18 protein-coding genes are annotated in these 18,107 nt (G+C 65.3%); 6 read left to right on the top strand and 12 right to left on the bottom strand.

Going from position 1 to position 18,107, the window contains the following annotated elements:
- The first annotated feature begins 42 nt into the window (after nt 1-42).
- The gene (locus JHC57_RS04375; RefSeq protein WP_003046453.1) at nt 43-444 is read left to right on the top strand and encodes a helix-turn-helix domain-containing protein; all 402 of its coding nucleotides are present in this window, start codon (nt 43-45) and stop codon (nt 442-444) included.
- Nucleotides 445-528: 84 nt separating this feature from the next.
- Here the strand turns inward: JHC57_RS04375 and JHC57_RS04370 are convergent, their stop codons facing one another.
- The 12 genes from JHC57_RS04370 to copC all read right to left on the bottom strand — a co-directional run bounded on the left by JHC57_RS04370 (nt 529) and on the right by copC (nt 13,303).
- A complete protein-coding gene (locus tag JHC57_RS04370; RefSeq protein WP_003046451.1) occupies nt 529-897 on the bottom strand; it encodes a copper-binding protein in 369 nt (122 codons plus the stop codon).
- Nucleotides 894-4,028 (bottom strand): efflux RND transporter permease subunit, encoded by a 3,135-nt coding sequence (locus JHC57_RS04365; protein ID WP_062767637.1) that lies wholly within the window; start codon nt 4,026-4,028, stop codon nt 894-896. Before JHC57_RS04365 ends, JHC57_RS04370 begins: the two co-directional genes overlap by 4 nt.
- On the bottom strand, nt 4,025-5,251 hold the full coding sequence (locus JHC57_RS04360) for an efflux RND transporter periplasmic adaptor subunit (protein WP_294028814.1): 1,227 nt from the start codon (nt 5,249-5,251) through the stop codon (nt 4,025-4,027). The genes JHC57_RS04365 and JHC57_RS04360 overlap by 4 nt, the downstream gene beginning before the upstream one ends.
- Nucleotides 5,248-6,477 (bottom strand): TolC family protein, encoded by a 1,230-nt coding sequence (locus JHC57_RS04355; protein ID WP_062767641.1) that lies wholly within the window; start codon nt 6,475-6,477, stop codon nt 5,248-5,250. The genes JHC57_RS04360 and JHC57_RS04355 overlap by 4 nt, the downstream gene beginning before the upstream one ends.
- Before the next feature lie 64 nt (nt 6,478-6,541).
- Nucleotides 6,542-6,856 (bottom strand): hypothetical protein, encoded by a 315-nt coding sequence (locus JHC57_RS04350; RefSeq protein WP_294028813.1) that lies wholly within the window; start codon nt 6,854-6,856, stop codon nt 6,542-6,544.
- A gap of 15 nt (nt 6,857-6,871) precedes the next feature.
- Entirely contained in the window at nt 6,872-7,264 is a 393-nt protein-coding gene (locus tag JHC57_RS04345; protein WP_255265929.1) for a hypothetical protein, read from the bottom strand.
- Between the two features lie 156 nt (nt 7,265-7,420).
- Nucleotides 7,421-7,879: an SgcJ/EcaC family oxidoreductase gene (locus JHC57_RS04340; protein WP_062767643.1), complete on the bottom strand. Its 459-nt coding sequence runs from the start codon at nt 7,877-7,879 to the stop codon at nt 7,421-7,423.
- A gap of 53 nt (nt 7,880-7,932) precedes the next feature.
- Entirely contained in the window at nt 7,933-10,254 is a 2,322-nt protein-coding gene (locus JHC57_RS04335) for a heavy metal translocating P-type ATPase (protein WP_062767645.1), read from the bottom strand.
- 166 nt (nt 10,255-10,420) lie between these two features.
- Nucleotides 10,421-11,098 (bottom strand): class I SAM-dependent methyltransferase, encoded by a 678-nt coding sequence (locus tag JHC57_RS04330; protein ID WP_062767647.1) that lies wholly within the window; start codon nt 11,096-11,098, stop codon nt 10,421-10,423.
- Nucleotides 11,099-11,221: 123 nt separating this feature from the next.
- Complete coding sequence (locus tag JHC57_RS04325) at nt 11,222-11,947, bottom strand: AraC family transcriptional regulator (protein ID WP_294028812.1); 726 nt, start codon at nt 11,945-11,947, stop codon at nt 11,222-11,224.
- A complete protein-coding gene (gene copD, locus JHC57_RS04320; protein ID WP_062767651.1) occupies nt 11,944-12,915 on the bottom strand; it encodes a copper homeostasis membrane protein CopD in 972 nt (323 codons plus the stop codon). The genes JHC57_RS04325 and copD overlap by 4 nt, the downstream gene beginning before the upstream one ends.
- Nucleotides 12,916-12,919: 4 nt before the next feature.
- Complete coding sequence (copC, locus tag JHC57_RS04315) at nt 12,920-13,303, bottom strand: copper homeostasis periplasmic binding protein CopC (protein ID WP_058802399.1); 384 nt, start codon at nt 13,301-13,303, stop codon at nt 12,920-12,922.
- 143 nt (nt 13,304-13,446) lie between these two features.
- On the opposite strand from copC, the gene JHC57_RS04310 reads away from it, so the two are divergent.
- The 5 genes from JHC57_RS04310 (at nt 13,447) to JHC57_RS04290 (ending at nt 17,933) form a co-directional block, all read left to right on the top strand.
- Complete coding sequence (locus tag JHC57_RS04310; protein ID WP_062767653.1) at nt 13,447-13,713, top strand: hypothetical protein; 267 nt, start codon at nt 13,447-13,449, stop codon at nt 13,711-13,713.
- Between the two features lie 2 nt (nt 13,714-13,715).
- Nucleotides 13,716-14,153 (top strand): periplasmic heavy metal sensor, encoded by a 438-nt coding sequence (locus JHC57_RS04305; RefSeq protein WP_062767655.1) that lies wholly within the window; start codon nt 13,716-13,718, stop codon nt 14,151-14,153.
- Nucleotides 14,150-14,734 (top strand): RNA polymerase sigma factor, encoded by a 585-nt coding sequence (locus tag JHC57_RS04300; RefSeq protein WP_062767657.1) that lies wholly within the window; start codon nt 14,150-14,152, stop codon nt 14,732-14,734. Before JHC57_RS04305 ends, JHC57_RS04300 begins: the two co-directional genes overlap by 4 nt.
- A 113-nt stretch (nt 14,735-14,847) precedes the next feature.
- Entirely contained in the window at nt 14,848-16,695 is a 1,848-nt protein-coding gene (locus JHC57_RS04295) for a copper resistance system multicopper oxidase (protein ID WP_062767659.1), read from the top strand.
- Complete coding sequence (locus JHC57_RS04290) at nt 16,692-17,933, top strand: copper resistance protein B (RefSeq protein ID WP_294028811.1); 1,242 nt, start codon at nt 16,692-16,694, stop codon at nt 17,931-17,933. The genes JHC57_RS04295 and JHC57_RS04290 overlap by 4 nt, the downstream gene beginning before the upstream one ends.
- Nucleotides 17,934-18,107: the final 174 nt, after the last annotated feature.

Genomic DNA, 18,107 nt, shown 5'->3' with positions numbered 1-18,107 from the left:
AGTCTACCATCTGTAGTGACTACAGATGCAAGCGGAATCGCAATGGCCCCCTCAAGCACCATCCCCATCGGCGAGCTTTCTCGGCTTACCGGCTGCAATATCGAGACGATCCGCTATTATGAGCGCATCGGCATTCTGCCCGCGCCGGTCCGGTACGGGCGATTTCGCCGTTATGATTCAGCTGGTGTGCGGCGCCTTGCATTTGTGCGCCGCGCGCGCGAACTGGGGTTTCCCCTCGATACGGTCCGGACTTTGCTCCTTCTTGCCGAAGGCGGCGGCCATAGCTGCGATCAGGCGCGCCATATGGCCGAGAGCCAGCTTGCCGACGTCCTCGCCAAGCGCGCCGACCTCGACCGGATGGCCGCTGTCTTGGGCGATCTTGTCGAGGCGTGCGGCGCCGGCGATGCCGGGGGCTGCCCGCTTCTGGAGGCGCTGTCCGACTAGGTTCGAGTACAGCCGTCTTCCGCCAGCGCCCCAAAGCAGCCATTGCGCGCGGCAACTAGGGCCACCGCGCGCAATGGCGGCGCGTTACGGCGCCTTGTCGAGCTTGGTGATCGTCCCGGCCTTGCCGTCCCAATTGAGCTCGAACGCGACCTTGTCGCCGACCTTGATGTCCTTCAGCAGCTCGGGTTTCGCCGCAAAACCCATCGTCATCGGCGGCCATTCGAGTTCGGCGATCGCGCCATGATCGAGCGTGACCTGGCCTTTTGCCGTATCGATCGCGGTCACGGTCGCCGTGCCCTTGCCATGCTTCGTTTCGGCCGGGGCCGCCATGGTCCCTGTGTCATCGGCCATCGCGGCCTTTTCTTCCGTCTTCGGTGCTTCGCCTTGCTTGCCGCAGGCGACAAGTCCAGCGCCGAGCGCAAGGCTGAGCGTAATCGCAGTGAGTTTATTCATGTCGTTTCTCCTTCGGGTTGGACGGGATGAGCCGCACGCCTTCGCATCAGCAGATAGGCGGCGGGAATGATAAGCATCGACAGCAGCGGCGCGGTGAGCATGCCGCCGATCATCGGCGCGGCGATGCGGCTCATCACTTCGGAGCCGGTGCCGGTCCCGACGAGGATCGGGAACAGGCCCGCGAGGATAACCGCAACGGTCATCGCCTTCGGGCGGACGCGGAGCAGCGCGCCTTCGCGAACCGCGGCCAATATGTGGCCGTCGCTGCGATCGGCGAGCGCATGCTTGAGATAGATGAGCATGACGACCCCGAACTCGGCGGCAACGCCCGCAAGCGCGATGAACCCGACCGCGCTCGCGACCGACTGGTTATAGCCAAGCAGATAGAGGAGCCAGAGCCCGCCGGTGAGCGCAAAGGGCAGGGTCGCCATGATGAGCAGCGCCTCGTCCCAGCGGCGGAAGGTCAGGTAGAGCAGCAGGAAGATGATCGCGAGCGTGACCGGCACGACGACCTTCATCCGCTCGGTCGCACGAACGAGGAACTCGAACTGCCCGGTGTAGGAAACGCTGACGCCGGGCGGCAGATCGACATCGCGCGCGATCGCCCGCTGGATGTCCTGCACGAGGCCCTGCAAATCGCGGCCGCGGCTGTCGACGTAGATCCAGGTCACCGGGCGGCCATTCTCGCTGCGCAGCATTGGCGGCCCGTCGCTGACCTTGACTCTGGCCACCGTGCCGAGCGTGATCTGCTGGCGCGACGGCGTCAGGACCGGAAGGCTCGCGAGCTCGCCGATACTGTCGCGCAGCTCGCGCGGGTAGCGGACGCTGATCGGATAGCGGGCGAGCCCCTCGACCGTCTGGCCGATCGTCTCGCCGCCGATCGCGCCCGAGACGATCGCTTGCACGTCGGCGACATTGAGGCCGTAGCGTGCTGCGGCGGCGCGATCGATGTCGACATCGATATAGCGCCCACCAGTCAGCCGCTCGGCCAGCGCCGACGCTACGCCGGGTACGGTCTTGACGACCGCTTCGATGCGCTTGGCGGTGCGATCGATCCCGGCAAGATCCGAGCCCGCGACCTTGATGCCGACCGGGCTCTTGATCCCGGTCGCAAGCATGTCGATGCGATTGCGGATCGGGGGAATCCAGAAATTGGCGAGCCCCGGAACCCGGACCCGCGCGTCGAGCTCCTCGATCAATTTCTCCTCGGTCATGCCGGGGCGCCAACGGTCCTTCGGCTTGAAGCGGATCGTCGTCTCGAACATCTCGAGCGGCGCGGGGTCGGTCGCGCTGTCGGCCCGCCCCGCCTTGCCGAACACGCTCTCGACCTCGGGCACGGTCTTGATCAGTCGGTCCGTCTGCTGGAGCAGGCTCGATGCCCTTGCGGCCGAGATGCCGGGTAGCGCCGAGGGCATGTAAAGGAGGTCGCCTTCGTGCATCTGCGGCATGAACTCGCCGCCGATCTGGGTCATCGGCCACAGGCTGGTGGCGAAGACGAGGCCGGCGATCACGAGCGCTTTTTTCGGCCGTTCGAGCACCCAGTCGAGTGCCGGGCGATAGATGCGGGTCAGCCAGCGGTTGACCGGATTACTCTGTTCGGCGGGTATCTTACCGCGGATCAGCCAGCCCATCAGCACCGGGATGAGCGTGATCGAGAGGATCGCGGCGGCCGCCATCGCATAGGTTTTGGTGAAGGCGAGCGGCGAGAAGAGCCGTCCCTCCTGGCCTTCGAGCGTGAAGATGGGGAGGAAGGAGAAGGTGATGATGAGGAGGCTGAGGAAGAGGGCGGGCCCAACCTCGGCGGCGGCGTCGGTGATGACGCGCCAGCGTTCGGCGCCTTTCAGTTCCTCGCCCGGATGATCGCGCTCCCAATGTTCGAGATGCTTATGGGCATTTTCGATCATCACCACCGCAGCGTCGACCATCGCACCGACCGCGATGGCGATGCCGCCGAGCGACAATATATTGGCGTTGAGTCCCTGCAGCCGCATCACGATGAAGGCGATGAGGATGCCGAGCGGCAGCGTCAGGATCGCGACCAGTGCCGAGCGCGCGTGCCAGAGGAAGAGCGCGCAGACGAGCCCGACGATGATGAACTCTTCGACGAGCTTCGAGGTAAGATTGTCGACCGCGCGGTCGATCAGCCCCGAACGGTCATAGGTGGTGACGATCTCGACGCCGGGCGGCAGGCTGCGTTTGAGCTCGGCGAGCTTGGTGCGGACGCCGTCGATGACCTCGCGGGCATTCTTGCCTTCGCGCATCACGATCACGCCGCCCGCGACTTCGCCCTTGCCGTTGAGTTCGGCGATGCCGCGCCTTGTGTCGGGGCCGATCTGGACCGTCGCGACATCGCCGACCGTTACCGAGACGCCGCCGGCGGCGGTGCGAACGGGCACCGCGCGGAAGTCGTCGAGCGATTTCAGATAGCCGCTCGCGCGGACGATATATTCGGCCTCTGCGAGCTCGAGGGAGCCGCCGCCGCTTTCCTGGTTGGCGCGCTTGAGGGCGTCTGCCACTTCGGATGCGGTCACGCCGAAGGCGGCGAGCTTCTGTGGATCTACGATGATCTGATATTGGCGCACCATGCCGCCGATACTCGCGACCTCGGCGACGCCGGGAACCGACTTGAGCTCGAAGCGGAGGAACCAGTCCTGAAGGCTGCGCAGCTCGGCGAGATCGTGGCGGCCGCTCTTGTCGACGAGCGCATATTCATAGATCCAGCCGACCCCGGTCGCGTCGGGGCCGAGGCTTGCGCGTGCGCTCTCGGGAAGCCGGCTTTGCACCTGGCTTAGATATTCGAGCACGCGGCTGCGCGCCCAATAGGGATCGGTGCCGTCGTCGAACAGGACATAGACGAAGCTGTCGCCGACGAAGCTATAGCCGCGCACCACGCGCGCGCCCGGCACCGAGAGCATCGTTGTCGTGATCGGATAGGTGACCTGGTCCTCGACGATCCGCGGCGCCTGGCCCGCATAGGTGGTGCGGATGATGACCTGGACATCCGACAGGTCAGGTAGGGCATCGACCGGCGTCGTGCGCACCGCGACGATCCCGAGCAATGTCAGGATCAGCGCCGCCGCAACGACGAGCCCGCGTGCCGCGACCGAGGCATGAATGATCTTCGCGATCATTGCGCCGCCTCCAGCGGGCGGACGGTGAGGCCGGTCAGGCTTGCTTCGGAATCGAGCAGGAACTGGCCCGACGCGACGACCTTCTCGCCGGGGGCGAGCCCCTGCAATATCTCGGTCTTGCCACCGCCTTCGCGTCCGGCAACCACTTCGGCAGGATGGTAGCGTCCGTCGCCCTTCTCGAGCATCACGATACTGCGCGTACCGGTGCGGATCACCGCTTCGCTCGGAACCAGCAGCGCCGGTTTCGTGTCGCCGCCGAGCGCCACCACCGCGAACATGCCGGGGCGCAGGCGCCCGCCGCGATTGGCGAGCTCAACGCGCACTGTCAGCGTCCGGCTGTCCGCCGATGCGGTCGGCAGGATGGCAATGACCCGGCCGGTGAAGATTTCGCCGGGGAAAGCGGTGAGGGTCGCGCTCGCCCGCTGGCCGATCTTCACCAAGTCGGCCTGCGCTTCGGGAAGAGCGGCGTTGAGCCACACCGTTTCGAGCCCGGAGATTTCGGTGAGCGTCTGGCCTGTGGCGAGTGTCACGCCTGCGCGCGCATTGAGTGTCTGGACGACCCCGCCGATTGGCGCGCGCACCGTCAGCTTGCCGCCGGTGCGCCCGGTCCGGTCGACCTCGGCGATCACGCCTTCGGGCATGCCCATCAACCGCAGCCGCTGCCGCGCCGCCGCGGTGAGGTCGGGTTTTCCGAGCTTTTTGACGCTCAGATATTCGGTCTGCGCGCTGCCCCATTCGGGCAATTGCAGGTCGGCGATCGGTGTGCCGACGCCAATCACATCGCCGGGCGCGAGGCGATAGACGCGCTCGACGAAACCGCCCGAGCGCGCCTGGACGATCGCGACGTCGCGCTGGTTGAAATCGATGCTGCCGTTGACGTCGAAGGTCGCGGCAAGGCTGCCCATTTCTGCGGCGACCACCCTTATGCCAAGGCTTTGCCGCGCCGCCGGGTCGACCGACACGCCTGGCGCCGCACCGCTGCCCTCGTCGGCATATTTGGGCTCGAGCTGCATGTCCATGAAGGGCGACTTGCCGGGCTTGTCGAACTTCTGGTTCGGGAACATCGGGTCATAATAATAGAGGATCTTCCGCCCGCCGCTTCCGGCCTCGGTTGGTGCGTCGCTCTGACCGCTCTGTCCGAGCCAATAGCCGCCGCCGCCCGCGATCAGTACCGCGGTCAGGATTCCGGCGCGCCAACGCGCCGCTGATGTTGCATCGGTCATCGACCTGCCTCCCCATAAATATAGTTGATCCGGATCGCGTCGCGCGCGACCTCGGCTTCGCGTGCGAGCGCATCGACTTCGGCCTCTGCGAGCGCGAGAGTCGACAGGAGCGCAGTCCCGAGGTCGAGCTTTCCGGCGGCGTAACTTGCAAGATCGAGTTCGGCGCGCTTCTTGGCGAGCGGCACCAGCCGTGACCGTGCATTGCCAAGCTGCTCATGATGCATGCGATGGTCGGCGAGATCAGCGTCGAGCGCCGCGGCGATGTCGCGCTTCGCGGCCTCGCGGTCGAGCCGGGCGCGCGTCGCTTCGCTGGCGCGTGCGGCGATCTTCGGGTCCTGCCGCTTTTTCGAGAAGAAGGGTAGGTCGACGGTAACCCCGACCGTGACGAGGTCGCCATAATTGGGCTCGCGCCGCCCATAGGCCGCGTTGACGCTCCAGTCGGGGCGCTTGTCGGCGCGCGCGAGGCCGGTTTCGGCGTCGGCGGCGATGGCGCGGGCGTCGAGCGCCCGCAGCCTTGGCAAGGCATCAATCCCGGCGCGCAATCCTTGCTCGTCGATCGCCTGCGGCGGCAAATCGCCCAGCGTGTCGGCGGCCGCGTCGCCGGTAAAGCGCGCGAGCTGCGCGCGGGCGCGGGCAATCTCGGCCGCGAGCGCGCTGCGGCGATCGTTGATCGCGGCGCGAAGCTGGTCGGGTTCGAGCGCCTGCGCCGGGCGCGCGGCGCCGCTCGCGAGCCGTGCCGTCACCGTCGATTGAAGATCCTCGAGGCCGTCATCGAGCAGGTCGAGTTCCTTCAGCCGCTTCTTGGCATAATAGAGATCGACCCAGGCGAGAGCGGTCGAGAGCCGGATGTCCTGCGCGGTGACCGCTTCGTCGGCGCGGGCGATGCCGATGTCGGCCTGCGCGCGCGTTGCACGCGCGCGCCGCTTGGCGGGGTTCGGAAAATCCTGGCTGATACCGACGACCTGCATCGTGAAGTTGTCACGATTGAACCGGCCTGCATCGGGACCCGTCACCGGGAAATCCTGCAGGACGATATTGAGTTTCGGGTCGGGCAGCCGATCGGCGGCGATCGCCGCCGATTGGGCGGCATCGATGCCGGCTTCGCGGCCCTGCAATTCGGGCGCCTCCGATGCCGCGCGGACGAGCGCCGCATCGAGCGTCATCGGCTCGGCACGCAGCGCCGCGGGCATCGGGATCAGCAAAATTGCCGCAAGATATATGCGCATATGTCCCCCTCTTTCGAGACAGGCGGGAATGTCCCCCGGCCGGGCGGCCGGGGGACGGAAGCCGTCAGCCCTTGGAGGGCGACATGCGCTGCCCGGGCATGGCTTGCATGCAGCCGGCCGCGTCGGTCTTCATCATGGCGCAGTCGCAGTTCGCCATCTGCTCGGGCTTGTCCGCGACCCACACGCGAACCCTCGTGGTGGCGCCCGACTTGTTCGGGCCCGGGACCTGCCGCGATTGCCATTCATAATGGCCGCCCGCCTCCTGGGCGAAGGAGGGCACGGTGGTGAAAGCCGCAAGCGCTGCGGCCATCGCAATGATCGTCTTCATGTCGAATATCCTCGGTTGAAAAGCAGAAGGATGCGCGGCGACGACGGTCACCGCGCATCGCGCGTTTCAGCCGGGCAATAGGGGCGGGTCGGGCTCGGGTCCGAAGGTGCGGCCGCGCAGACGCGCGATCGGCAATTGGTCGGTCGGCTCGGCGCTATGGTCGGACGTCGCCAACAAGGTGGCAGGAGTCACGACCGTTGGCGGCAATGCGCAGCCCATCTTGGCGATGCAGTCGAGTGTCAGGCCCTTGCAGGGCGCCTTATCTTGGGACGTGTCGATCCCCATCATTTCCGCGCATTCATCGCTCATCGCCGATGCGGCAATGGTGGTGTCCGCCGGCATGGGCATGGCAGGCGCCGATGCGAACGCCGCTTCCTGGGCCAAAAGGCCCAGCATCGCTCCCAGAAGGAGCAAGAGGGAAAGCCAACGCTTCACGGTCGACACATGATCCTTGTCCAACTTGCCGTCAATTCCAAACTCGGGCGGGTCAAATGTGCAGTTCGCGGCTGACCCCGCCGCGGTTACGATCCACCGGACGCACTGCCCGATTATTTCGGTCTTCGAGCGGGGCTGATCGCGCCGCGGCGAACAGGCACCCTATCGCGCGCTCGCCGCTCACGCCTTCGGCTTACGCGAGGAGCTGTGCAAGCTGATGATCCGCCATTGGCCGTCGGTCCTTTTGAGCACGCTGGTCGCGACGCCCGCGCGCACGATCGTCTCGCCATTGGTGAGGACGATCGTATAATTATAGGTTTCGGTGGCGAGCGCGACCTCGCCTTCGCCGCGCACCGAGATTTTATAGTCGCTAAACGCGAAGGATTTGAACGCCTTCAATTCAGGGGCAAGATGATGGTCGCGATAATGCGCGAAATTTCCTTCGACGCCACCCGACTCGAAGATCTGGGCGTCGGGCGCGAACAAGGCTTCGACGCCCGACAGGTCGCGGCTCTCGATCGCCTGCTTATATTGCGCCAGCGTCGCGGCGGCCGCCTGATAATCCGGGGTTGCGGCCGCGTGGGCGGGAACCGCCATGGCCAGCGCCAGCCCGATCGCCGCTGCAGTGAAACCTCTCATCCCCATTCTCCCTTTTTCAATACCCGCCGCCGAACGGCGCGGCGACGCTTCGATCAGATTTTCACGAACCGCAGCCGCAGCGAATTGGCGATGACGCTCACCGACGAAAGCGCCATCGCGGCGGCGGCGATGATCGGTGACAAGAGCAGCCCGAAGACCGGATAGAGCACCCCCGCCGCGACCGGAATGCCCGCGACATTATAGGCGAAGGCGAAGAAAAGGTTTTGCCGGATGTTCCCCATCGTCGCATGGCTGAGGTGCCGCGCCCGGACGATACCCATAAGGTCGCCGCGCAGCAGCGTGACGCCTGCGCTTTCGATGGCGACGTCGGTTCCCGAACCCATGGCGATGCCGACATCGGCGGCGGCAAGCGCCGGGGCGTCGTTGACCCCGTCGCCGGCCATGGCGACGATCCCGCCCTCTTCGCGCAGCCGCTGGACGACGGCGCTCTTCTGGTCGGGGAGGACGTCGGCCTCGACATTGTCGATGCCGAGCCGCCGTGCGATCGCCTCGGCGGTGACGCGATTGTCGCCGGTGAGCATGATGACCTTGATTCCGGCTTCGCGCAGCGCCGCGAGTGCTGCGCTTGTCGTCTCCTTGACCGGATCGGCGATGGCGATGACGCCGGCCGCCTTGCCGTTGACCGCGATGTAGATCGCCGTCGCGCCGTCTGTGCGAAGGCGGTCGGCTGCCTCGGCGAGCGCGCCCAGATCGACGTCATATTCTTCGAGAAAGTTCGCATTGCCGAGGACAATCGCCTTGTCGTCTACGACCCCGACGATGCCCTTGCCGACTGGCTGATCGACCCCCGATGGCTCGACCAGCGCGAGGCCCCGGTCGTCGGCGGCCTTGACGATCGCCGCCGCCAATGGATGTTCGCTGCTACGCTCGAGGCTCGCGGCAATCCGCAGCAAATCCTGCTCTTCGAAGCCGTCGGCGACTTCGATCGCGACGACCGAGGGTCTGCCTTCGGTCAGCGTCCCGGTCTTGTCGACGACGAGCGTGTCGACCTTCTCCATCCGTTCAAGCGCCTCGGCATTCTTGATCAGCACGCCGGCTTCGGCGCCGCGCCCCACGCCGACCATGATCGACATCGGCGTCGCTAGGCCGAGCGCGCAGGGACAGGCGATGATGAGCACCGAGACGGCGGCGATCAGGCCATAGGCCATTGCGGGCGCCGGTCCGACGAGCGACCAGATGATGAAAGCCGCGACGGCGACGGCGATGACGCCCGGCACGAACCAGCCCGAAACCGTATCGGCGAGGCGCTGGATCGGGGCGCGGCTGCGCTGCGCGTCGGCGACCATCTGTACGATCCGCGCGAGCATCGTATCGCGCCCGACCTTCTCGCTGCGCATGAGCAGGCCGCCGGTCTGGTTGATTGTCCCGCCGATCAGCGCCGCGCCGGCCTCCTTGGTCACCGGCATCGACTCGCCCGTGACCATCGATTCGTCGACCGAGCCGCGGCCTTCCACGACGATGCCATCGACCGGGACTTTTTCGCCCGGACGAATGCGCAGCATGTCGCCGACCGCGACTTCCTCGAGCGCGACCTCCTCGTCGCTTCCGTCGCTGCGGACGCGGCGGGCGAGCTTGGGCGTGAGGTCCAGAAGCGCGCGGATCGCGCCGCTCGTCGTCTCGCGCGCCCTGAGTTCGAGTACCTGCCCGAGCAGCACCAGCACCGTGATGACCGCGGCGGCCTCGAAATATACCGCGACAGAGCCGTCGGCGGCGCGGAAGGCGGCAGGGAAGATTTGCGGGGCTATCGCCGCGATCATGCTGTAGCCCCACGCGACCCCCGTCCCCATCGCGATGAGAGTGAACATGTTGAGGCTTTTGTTGCGGATCGAGAGCCACGCGCGCTCGAAGAAGGGCCAGCCCGCCCATAGCACGACGGGGGTCGCAAGCAGCATCTGGATCCAGTTGTTCGTCTGGCGGCCGACATATTGGTGGAGGCCCGTCAGATGACCGCCCATTTCGAGCGCAACCACCGGGAGGGCGAGAAGGAGCCCGATCCAGAAGCGCTGCCGCATGTCGCGATATTCTTCGCTCGGGCCGTCGGATGCGGCTGGCATGACGGGCTCGAGTGCCATGCCGCAGATCGGGCAGCTTCCAGGGCCGGGGCGCTGGATCTCGGGATGCATCGGGCAGGTCCAGATGGCGCCCTCGGGTGCATCGGCTATGGCCGGCTCGCGCTTTGCGGCATAAAGATCGGGATCGGCCTCGAATTTGGCGAGGCAACCTGCGCTGCAAAAATGATGGTGTTTGCCGCCGTGCGTCGCCATGTACGGCGTGGTGGCCGGGTCGACCATCATGCCGCAGACCGGATCGGTCGTACTCCCGCTGCCATTTTCCGCGCCTTGATGATCGTGCATCGTCGCCGCTCCCGTCCATATCGGATGCCCACCCTATGGCGGAGCCGTCCGAACGCCGCCGGCCGTGTTCGCCGTTGGTGGCTTTCCTGGCGGCTCCAGAATGGAGCCGCTCCTATCGATACGCAAGGAAGGTGATTATCCCTCGGATTTTCTTTGCCCCGTCCAATCAGATCCGGGGCTTGCCGGCCTCGATGATGGCGATCGCACCGGTTAGCGTGCGAAATGTCTCAAGCTCGCAAATATCGCGAAAGCCAGCCTCTCTCATCAGCACCGGTAGCAATCCATCGGCGTTGGGCTGGGTGTCCTGGACGCCATCGAGCTGCTGGATCGTGAGGCGGAACAACAACCGCATGAGGCGGCTGCGCTGTTCCCCATAGTCGGCGACATAGAGTTTGCCGCCCGGCGCGAGCACCTGCCAGGCCTCGCGTAGCAGACGTGCCTTTTCCTCAAGCCCGACCTGATGAAGGACGAGGCAGATCGCAATCCTGGCAGGCGAGGGCCAGTCATCGATCGCCGAAGCCGCGAAAAAGCCAACGCGAAACTCCGGCGGCGGAACAATCTGCGCGGTCTTGGTTCGGGCAATTCGCGTCGCAGCTTCGTCGGGGTCGATACCGAGATAGCGGACGTCCCGGCTATGGCGGCCGATCGCCAGCGCGAGATTTCCCGTACCCGAACCGATGTCGAGAATAACGTCACCCTCGCCGAGCGCCATATGGCGAACGAGACGGTCGCGCCACACGCGCTCGCGCGTCGTCACCGCGACGCCGAAATCATAAAAGGGCGTCAAGAAGTGATATCCTGCCGCTGGCGTGTAGGAACTCGCTACGGGTATCGGGTCGGGCATGGCCGTCTCCTTTCGACGCTTTGGCTTGCCGCTGGATTGCGGCTGCGCGAGTCTCGACGAGACGTTTAGGCGCGAGCTGGCGCGCCGGTCTTGAATGTTTCGCCGGAGCTAGGCGCGTGTGGCTCAGGGCACGATTTCGAAAGCGAAAGCGCTGAGGCCGGCCGAAGGCGTGACGCCGAGCCATTGGGCGCAGCGGCGCGTGAAGTGCGACTGATCGGCAAAGCCGCCCGCGGCGGCGGCGGCGGCGAGGCTTCCGCCGCCGACCAGCGCCCGCACTGCGCGTTGAAGCTGGAGCCATTGCAGCAATTTGGCCGGAGGCACGCCGAAGTCGCGGCTGACGATTTCGCGCAGGCGCGAGGGTGAGAGGCAGGCAACGTCGGCCAGGGCGCGGGCACTCGACAAATCATCGGGGGCCGCGAGCGCTTCGGACAGGCGTGCATCCACCGGACGCGCCTGCGACCGGTCGAGATAGCCGGACGCCCAGCGCTTTGCGTCTGCGCCGCTAGCGATATCGCATAGTCCGGCTGTCTCTACCGGTGTCAACAGGACAGGCGCCGATCCGACGGACAGCCGCGCGTCGGCGCGAAAAAGCGGGTCGAGATAAAATGATCGCACGAGGGCGCCTGGCGGCCCCAGGCGGTGCCGGACTTGCGACGCAATGGCTACCGCATGTCCGGCAGGGACTATCATGTCGGCATCGCCGGAAATTTCGAGGTCGCGTTCGACGGCGAGGCTGACCTGATGCGCCACATGGCCATGAGGACGGCTGTTCCCGATGCGCGCATCGATCAATGCCCAGCCGGTCCCGAGCATGATCGAGCCGGACCAGGAGACGGTGTTGAGCGTCAAACCGGATCGGCGGCGACGAACGGCTCGAGCGTCCCGAACCAGGCAACCAGCGCGAGTATGGCGAGCGCGGCCGACGCTTCGATGATGAGGCTCCTGCGCATGGCCGCGAGCGCCGCATCTGGATCGGAATCGACGCTTTCTGCATCGTCGCTTGCCGCCGTCGCCGCCGCGAGCGCAGGCGTCAGTCGCCAGCGATTGGCGGCCGCGAGCGCAAGCATCAGTCCAAACAGAGCGAGCTTGGCAAGGAGCAATTGTCCATAGGGCGACCCGAGAGACCGGCCGAGATTCTCGGCGCCGACGATCATCTGGCTATTGATGAGGCCGGTGGCGGCGATGACGAGGACGCAGATCGTGCCGACGCGCGAGAATTGTTCGAGGCTCCGCGCCGCAATTTGGGGCCCGCCCGGCCATTCGCGGACACGACGTGGTGAGATCAGGATCAGGAAGGCGCCGATCGCGCCGATCCAGACCGCGGCTGCGATCAGGTGCAAGATGTCGCTGATCCGGTGCGCGGTGCCTGCGGCGCCTTCGGTCGCGCCGGCGTGGCCGGACCAGACCAGACTCGCGACGGCCACCGAGCCTGCGGCCGCGAGTACGGCGGCCGACGTTGTCGGCCAGCGGACCATCCAGATCGCGACGGCCAGCGCGAGCAGTAGCGCTGCGCTCCGGTAGACCCAGGCTGTGCCGACCTCGGTCTCGCGAACAAGGTCCCAGAAAGGCTGGAGTTCCAGGGAGAGGAGCCCCACACCCTGCATTGAAGCCGCGAGCACGCCCATCCCCAAGATGGAGAGAAGCAGTCCGGCGGCGCAGAGCCATCGCTCTGCGCGCCAGATCGAGGCCATCATCGACTGCGGCGCAAGGCGTTCGCTTCGTGTCAGCGCATAGAGCGGGAACGCAGCAAGGCCAGCGATGAGCATCAGGTCCGCATAAAGTGCGAACCTGATGCCGATCAGGACGGGGTCCCCCACCGCTTTACTTAACGGTGAAGCTGAATTCGCTACCCATGCGATGGGTATCGGCGCCGGCCGCGGACCATGTGACCTTGTAGGTTCCGGGCGTCAGCGGCCGCTTGAGCATCAGCATCGCCGACTTGCCCTCTTTGCCCATCATCGACGAGTAGGGCACCTTCATCGGTGCATGATTGGCCATGCCGGGCATTCCGGTCATGACCAGCTCGGTCTTGAGGGTCGAGGCGACGATCTTTTCGTTGAACTGCAGATTGACCGACGTGACCTTCGAAACGGTCGAATTGGCGGCCGGCGTCGAGCTGACGAGCTTGGTGTGCGCGCTCGCTGCGACCGGCGTGATAAGCAGTGCGAAAGCCGCCACTGCAGAGGGGAGAAGAGACTTGAACATGAACACCTCCAAATGCGTGTCTGTCCTGCTAATACGCAGGATATCGGCATGGCCCTCAAATATTCCGGTATAATATTCCAGTGTGAGGGGTGAAGCGCTTCGGCGCGTATGTACAATGATGGAAAGGTTTGAAGAGACGATCGATGGATGAGGAGCTTCGCATTTTGAACAGGATCGATCTGCCCGCAGCGCTCGACGCGCTCGACGATCGCATCATGGGCGCATTGGCGATCCGCCGGCGCGAAGCGGTAGCAACGCGCCGCCTGATGGCGCTCGCGGCCTTTGTCTCCCTTGGCGGCGGTATTTTTGCGGGGAGCGCGATTTCCCAGCCAGCGGTCGCGGCAAGTCCCCTTACCCCGTTCGGTCCGCCGAGCGCATTGGCGCCTTCCACCTTGCTGGACGTGCAGTAACGATGCCGTCGCGCCGTCTTCTTCTCGTGGGGCTCATTGCTTTCGCCGCGGCGATTGCCGGCGTGTTCGTCGGTCGTCTGGTGGCCGATGCGCCCAGAGCCAGCGAAACCGAACTTCATGCGCTTCTTCACGGTCAACTCGATCTGACCCCGGAGCAGGAAACGAAACTCGAGCGGATCGAAGCCGACTTTGCCGGTCGCCGGCAGGCGCTTGAGCTTGAGATGCGCGCCGCCAATGTCCGGCTCGCGCAGGCGATCGAAGCCGAGCATGGCTATGGACCGCGCGTCACGGAGGCGATCGACGAGACGCATGAGGTGATGGGGACGTTGCAGAAGGAAACGCTCCAGCATCTCTTCGCGATGCGCGGGGTTCTCAACCCCGACCAGGCGGAAATGTTCGACAGGAGCGTGGTCAAGGCGCTGACCGCCGACGCGCGGTGAGCGCCGACTTATCGCAATGTAGCGACCAGGATTTGGCGGTTCTCGCCCGCGCGCAACGTGACGATGCCTATCGCGAGTTGCTGCGCCGCTACAAAACGGGTGTCTACCGGCTCATCGTAAAGCAGATCGGCGATGCCGACGAGGCGATGGATTTGACGCAGGAGACGTTCGTCTCCGGTTTTTCGGCGCTCGACCGCTATGATGGCGAACGCCCCTTCCGCACGTGGATCGCCCGTATCGCGCTCAACAAATGTCGCGACTGGGCAAGACGGCGAAAGGTGCGCGCCTTTTTCTCCCGCGCGCTCCCGCTCGAAAATGCGCATCACGTAGCAAGCGATGGTCCGGCGCCCGATTCCGAGGCGACCGACAGGCGAGAACTCGCCAAGGTTCGCGGGGCGATCGACCAGCTGCCGCAGAATTTGCGCGAAGTCTTGCTCCTCCGCGGTGTCGACGAGGTCAGCCAGGCCGAAACCGCGGTCATTTTGCGCGTCAGCGAGAAGACGGTCGAAACGCGCCTCTACCGAGCGCGGACCAGGCTCCGGGAATTACTCGCGGGAACGTCCGCGAGTGCGGAGGGTTGACGGTTCGACCGCTCGTTCAGGCGTCATCTCCTCATCGTCCGGCATTTTTGTTGAGGGGCAGCCGTGCCGCCTGCGTATAGCTTTAGGAACAGTCAGTAACGGTCGGAAAGAATATGCAGATGGAAAGGCGTCGGTTCGTCAGTGGAGCTTTAGGCGGAGGGGCGGCTGCGGCGATGGCCGCATGGTTCCCGGCCTGGGCCCAGCCGGTGTCGTCCGGCATTACCGCGCCCCTCCCGACCGTATCCGGTAACGACATCACGCTGCGCATCGCGCGCCAGACGATGCGCATCGATGGCAAGGTCAGCCGTGCAATCGGGATTAACGGCACCGTGCCCGCGCCGCTCGTCCGGCTGAAGGAAGGGCAGACAGCGCGCCTGACCGTCGTCAACGATCTCGACGAGGACAGCTCGATTCACTGGCACGGACTGATTCTGCCGTTCCAGATGGACGGCGTGCCCGGCGTCAGCTTCCCCGGCATCAAGCCGCGCTCGACCTTTGTCTATGAATTTCCCGTCGTCCAGTCGGGCACCTATTGGTATCACAGCCATTCGGGACTGCAGGAGCAACTCGGCCATTATGGGCCGATCGTGATCGATCCTGCCGGACCCGATCCGATCGGCTACGACCGCGAACATGTGGTCGTGTTGTCGGACCACAGCCAGCTGTCGCCCGAGGCGATCTTTCGCAAGCTCAAGGTCAATCCCGGCCATTTCAACATGCAGCGCCAGACGCTTTCCGGACTGCTCGCTGGCAAGGACCAGCCGCTGAAGGAGCGAATCGACTGGGGCAAGATGCGGATGGACCCGACCGACGTCGCCGACGTCAACGGGTCGACCTACACATTTCTCGTCAACGGCCATGGGCCGCGCGACAATTGGACGGCGCTCTTCAATCCCGGCGAACGCGTGCGGCTGCGCATCGTCAACGCCTCGGCGATGACCATCTTCAACGTGCGTATCCCGGGTCTTCGCATGACGGTGGTGCAGGCCGACGGGCTGAATGTCGTGCCGACCGAAATCGACGAATTCCAGATCGCCGTCGCCGAAACCTATGATGTCATCGTGACCCCGGTCGAGGACCGCGCCTATGCGCTCGTCGCCGAGGCCAATGACCGGTCGGGCATGGGCCGCGCGACGCTCGCGCCGCGCGCCGGCATGATCGCCGAGGTGCCACCGCTTCGCGAACGCCCGCTTGCCACGATGAAGGACATGGGCATGGGCGACATGGACATGTCGGGCGGCTCCATGGCGGGCATGGACCATTCGGGCGGCGGTGACATGGGCGCCATGCCCATGCCTGCGGCCAATCCTTCCTGCCCCCCGGAACACGCCAAGATGGGTCACTGCACACCCGCCGGCGAAGGCGGCGCGATGGCGGGCATGGATCATGGGTCCGGCGGCATGCAGCACAGCATGCGCGATTTCAGCGTCGCGCCGCAGGTCAAGCGCGATCCGAGCGTCCAGACGATATCGCCGATGCCGATGGATCGTATGGGCGAGCCGGGGCAGGGGCTCGAAGATGTCGGGCACAAAGTGCTGACCTACCACGACCTGGTCGCGCTTGAACGCAATCCCGACGTGCGCGCGGCGTCGCGCTCGCTCGACATCCATCTGACCGGCAACATGGAGCGCTTCATGTGGTCGTTCGACGGCATCAAGATGTCCGACTATCATGAGCCGATCCCCTTCATCGAAGGCGAACGGGTGCGGATCAACCTGATCAACGATTCGATGATGAGCCATCCGATCCATCTGCACGGCCATTTCTTCGAGCTGGTGACGGGCAAAGGCGACCGCTCGCCGCGCAAGCATACGGTGCTCGTCCAGCCGGGCGGAACCGCGAGTTTCGATTTCACCGCCGACGCGCTCGGCGACTGGGCGTTCCACTGCCACCTTCTCTACCATATGCACGCCGGGATGATGCGCGTCGTCAGCGTCCGTCCGAAGGAGGACGCGCAATGACCCGGATCGCGTTCCTCCTCGCCGGCATCGCGCCGCTCGCTTTCGCGGTTCCGGCCGCTGCGCAATCGATGGATCATTCGATGCACGGCTCGGCGCCCGCGCCGACGCCGGCCCCCACGCCCGCACCGGTAGCGTCGCCGCCGCCGACCGCGCCTGCCGAAGAGCCGATGGATCATGGCAGCATGCAAGGGATGGACATGGCGCCCGAGCCTTCGAGTTGCCCGCCGGAACATGCCGCGATGGGGCATTGCACGCCGGATGCCGAGGCTTCCGCGAAGCCCGCTACCGGCATGGGAACGATGGAAATGGAGGCGTCGTCATCTTCTGATCCAGATTGTCCGCCCGAACACGCGAAAATGGGTCATTGCACTCCGAAGGCCAGTTCAGCCGACGCCATGCCCGCAATGCCGGGGATGGAGCCGACGCCAGGGATGGAAGCGATGCCTGGAATGGAACCGATGCCGGGCATGGGCGGCGGGAGCGGAACCGACCTGCCACCCGGCGATGCGACCGCTCCCGCGCCGCCGGGCGACTGGTATGCCGATCGCATTTACCCGAAAGCTGAAATGGAGCACTCGCGCCACGACATGATGAAAGAGAATGGCGCGCAAACCATCGCATTCATCAGCTTCAATCTCGCCGAATATCAGGCGCGCAAGGGCCGCGACGGTTTTCGCTGGGACGGCGAGGCATGGTACGGCGGCGACATCAACCGGCTGACCATCAAGAGCGAAGGCGAAGGCGTCTTTGGCGAAGGAATCGAGGGCGCCGAGGTGCAGGCGCTCTACAGCCGCGCGATCGGACCTTATTTCAACGCGCAGGCGGGTATCAGGCAGGACCTCGGACCCGGCCCCGATCGCACCTATGCGACGATCGGTTTCGAGGGGCTCGCGCCCTATTGGTTCGAAGTCGAGGGCGCGCTGTTTCTTTCGAACAAGGGTGACCTGCTCGCCCGGCTCGAAGGTTATTACGACCAGCGCATCACGCAGAAGCTGATCCTCCAGCCGATGGCGGAGGTCAATTTCGCGCTGCAGGACGTGCCCGAGACCGGCGTCGGTTCGGGGCTTTCGGATCTCGAGCTCGGGATTCGCTTGCGTTACGAGGTCGTGAAGGAATTCGCGCCTTATGTCGGCGTTGAATGGGCGCGCAAGGTCGGTGACACCGCGCGCTTCGCCCGCGCCGCGGGCGAGGATGCGAGCGGCGTCAGCTTCGTGATGGGGGTGCGGGCCTGGTTCTAGAAGTTTCGCGGGGTGGCGACACGTCGAGGAGAAATGCCGTGAAACCAGCCTATCGCAGCCTCGCGCTGCAGACGATCGTTAGCGGCGTCATCATGTATCTGGTGATGTTCGTCATGATCGACTGTCAAACGGCGTTCAAAAGGGACCCCCGATCGGCGTCGAAGAGGGACCCCC

Source organism: Sphingopyxis sp. (assembly GCF_016463645.1).
Taxonomy (GTDB): domain Bacteria; phylum Pseudomonadota; class Alphaproteobacteria; order Sphingomonadales; family Sphingomonadaceae; genus Sphingopyxis.
Note: the sequence above shows the minus strand (reverse complement) of the source record. Positions and strands in the feature narration are given on the sequence as shown.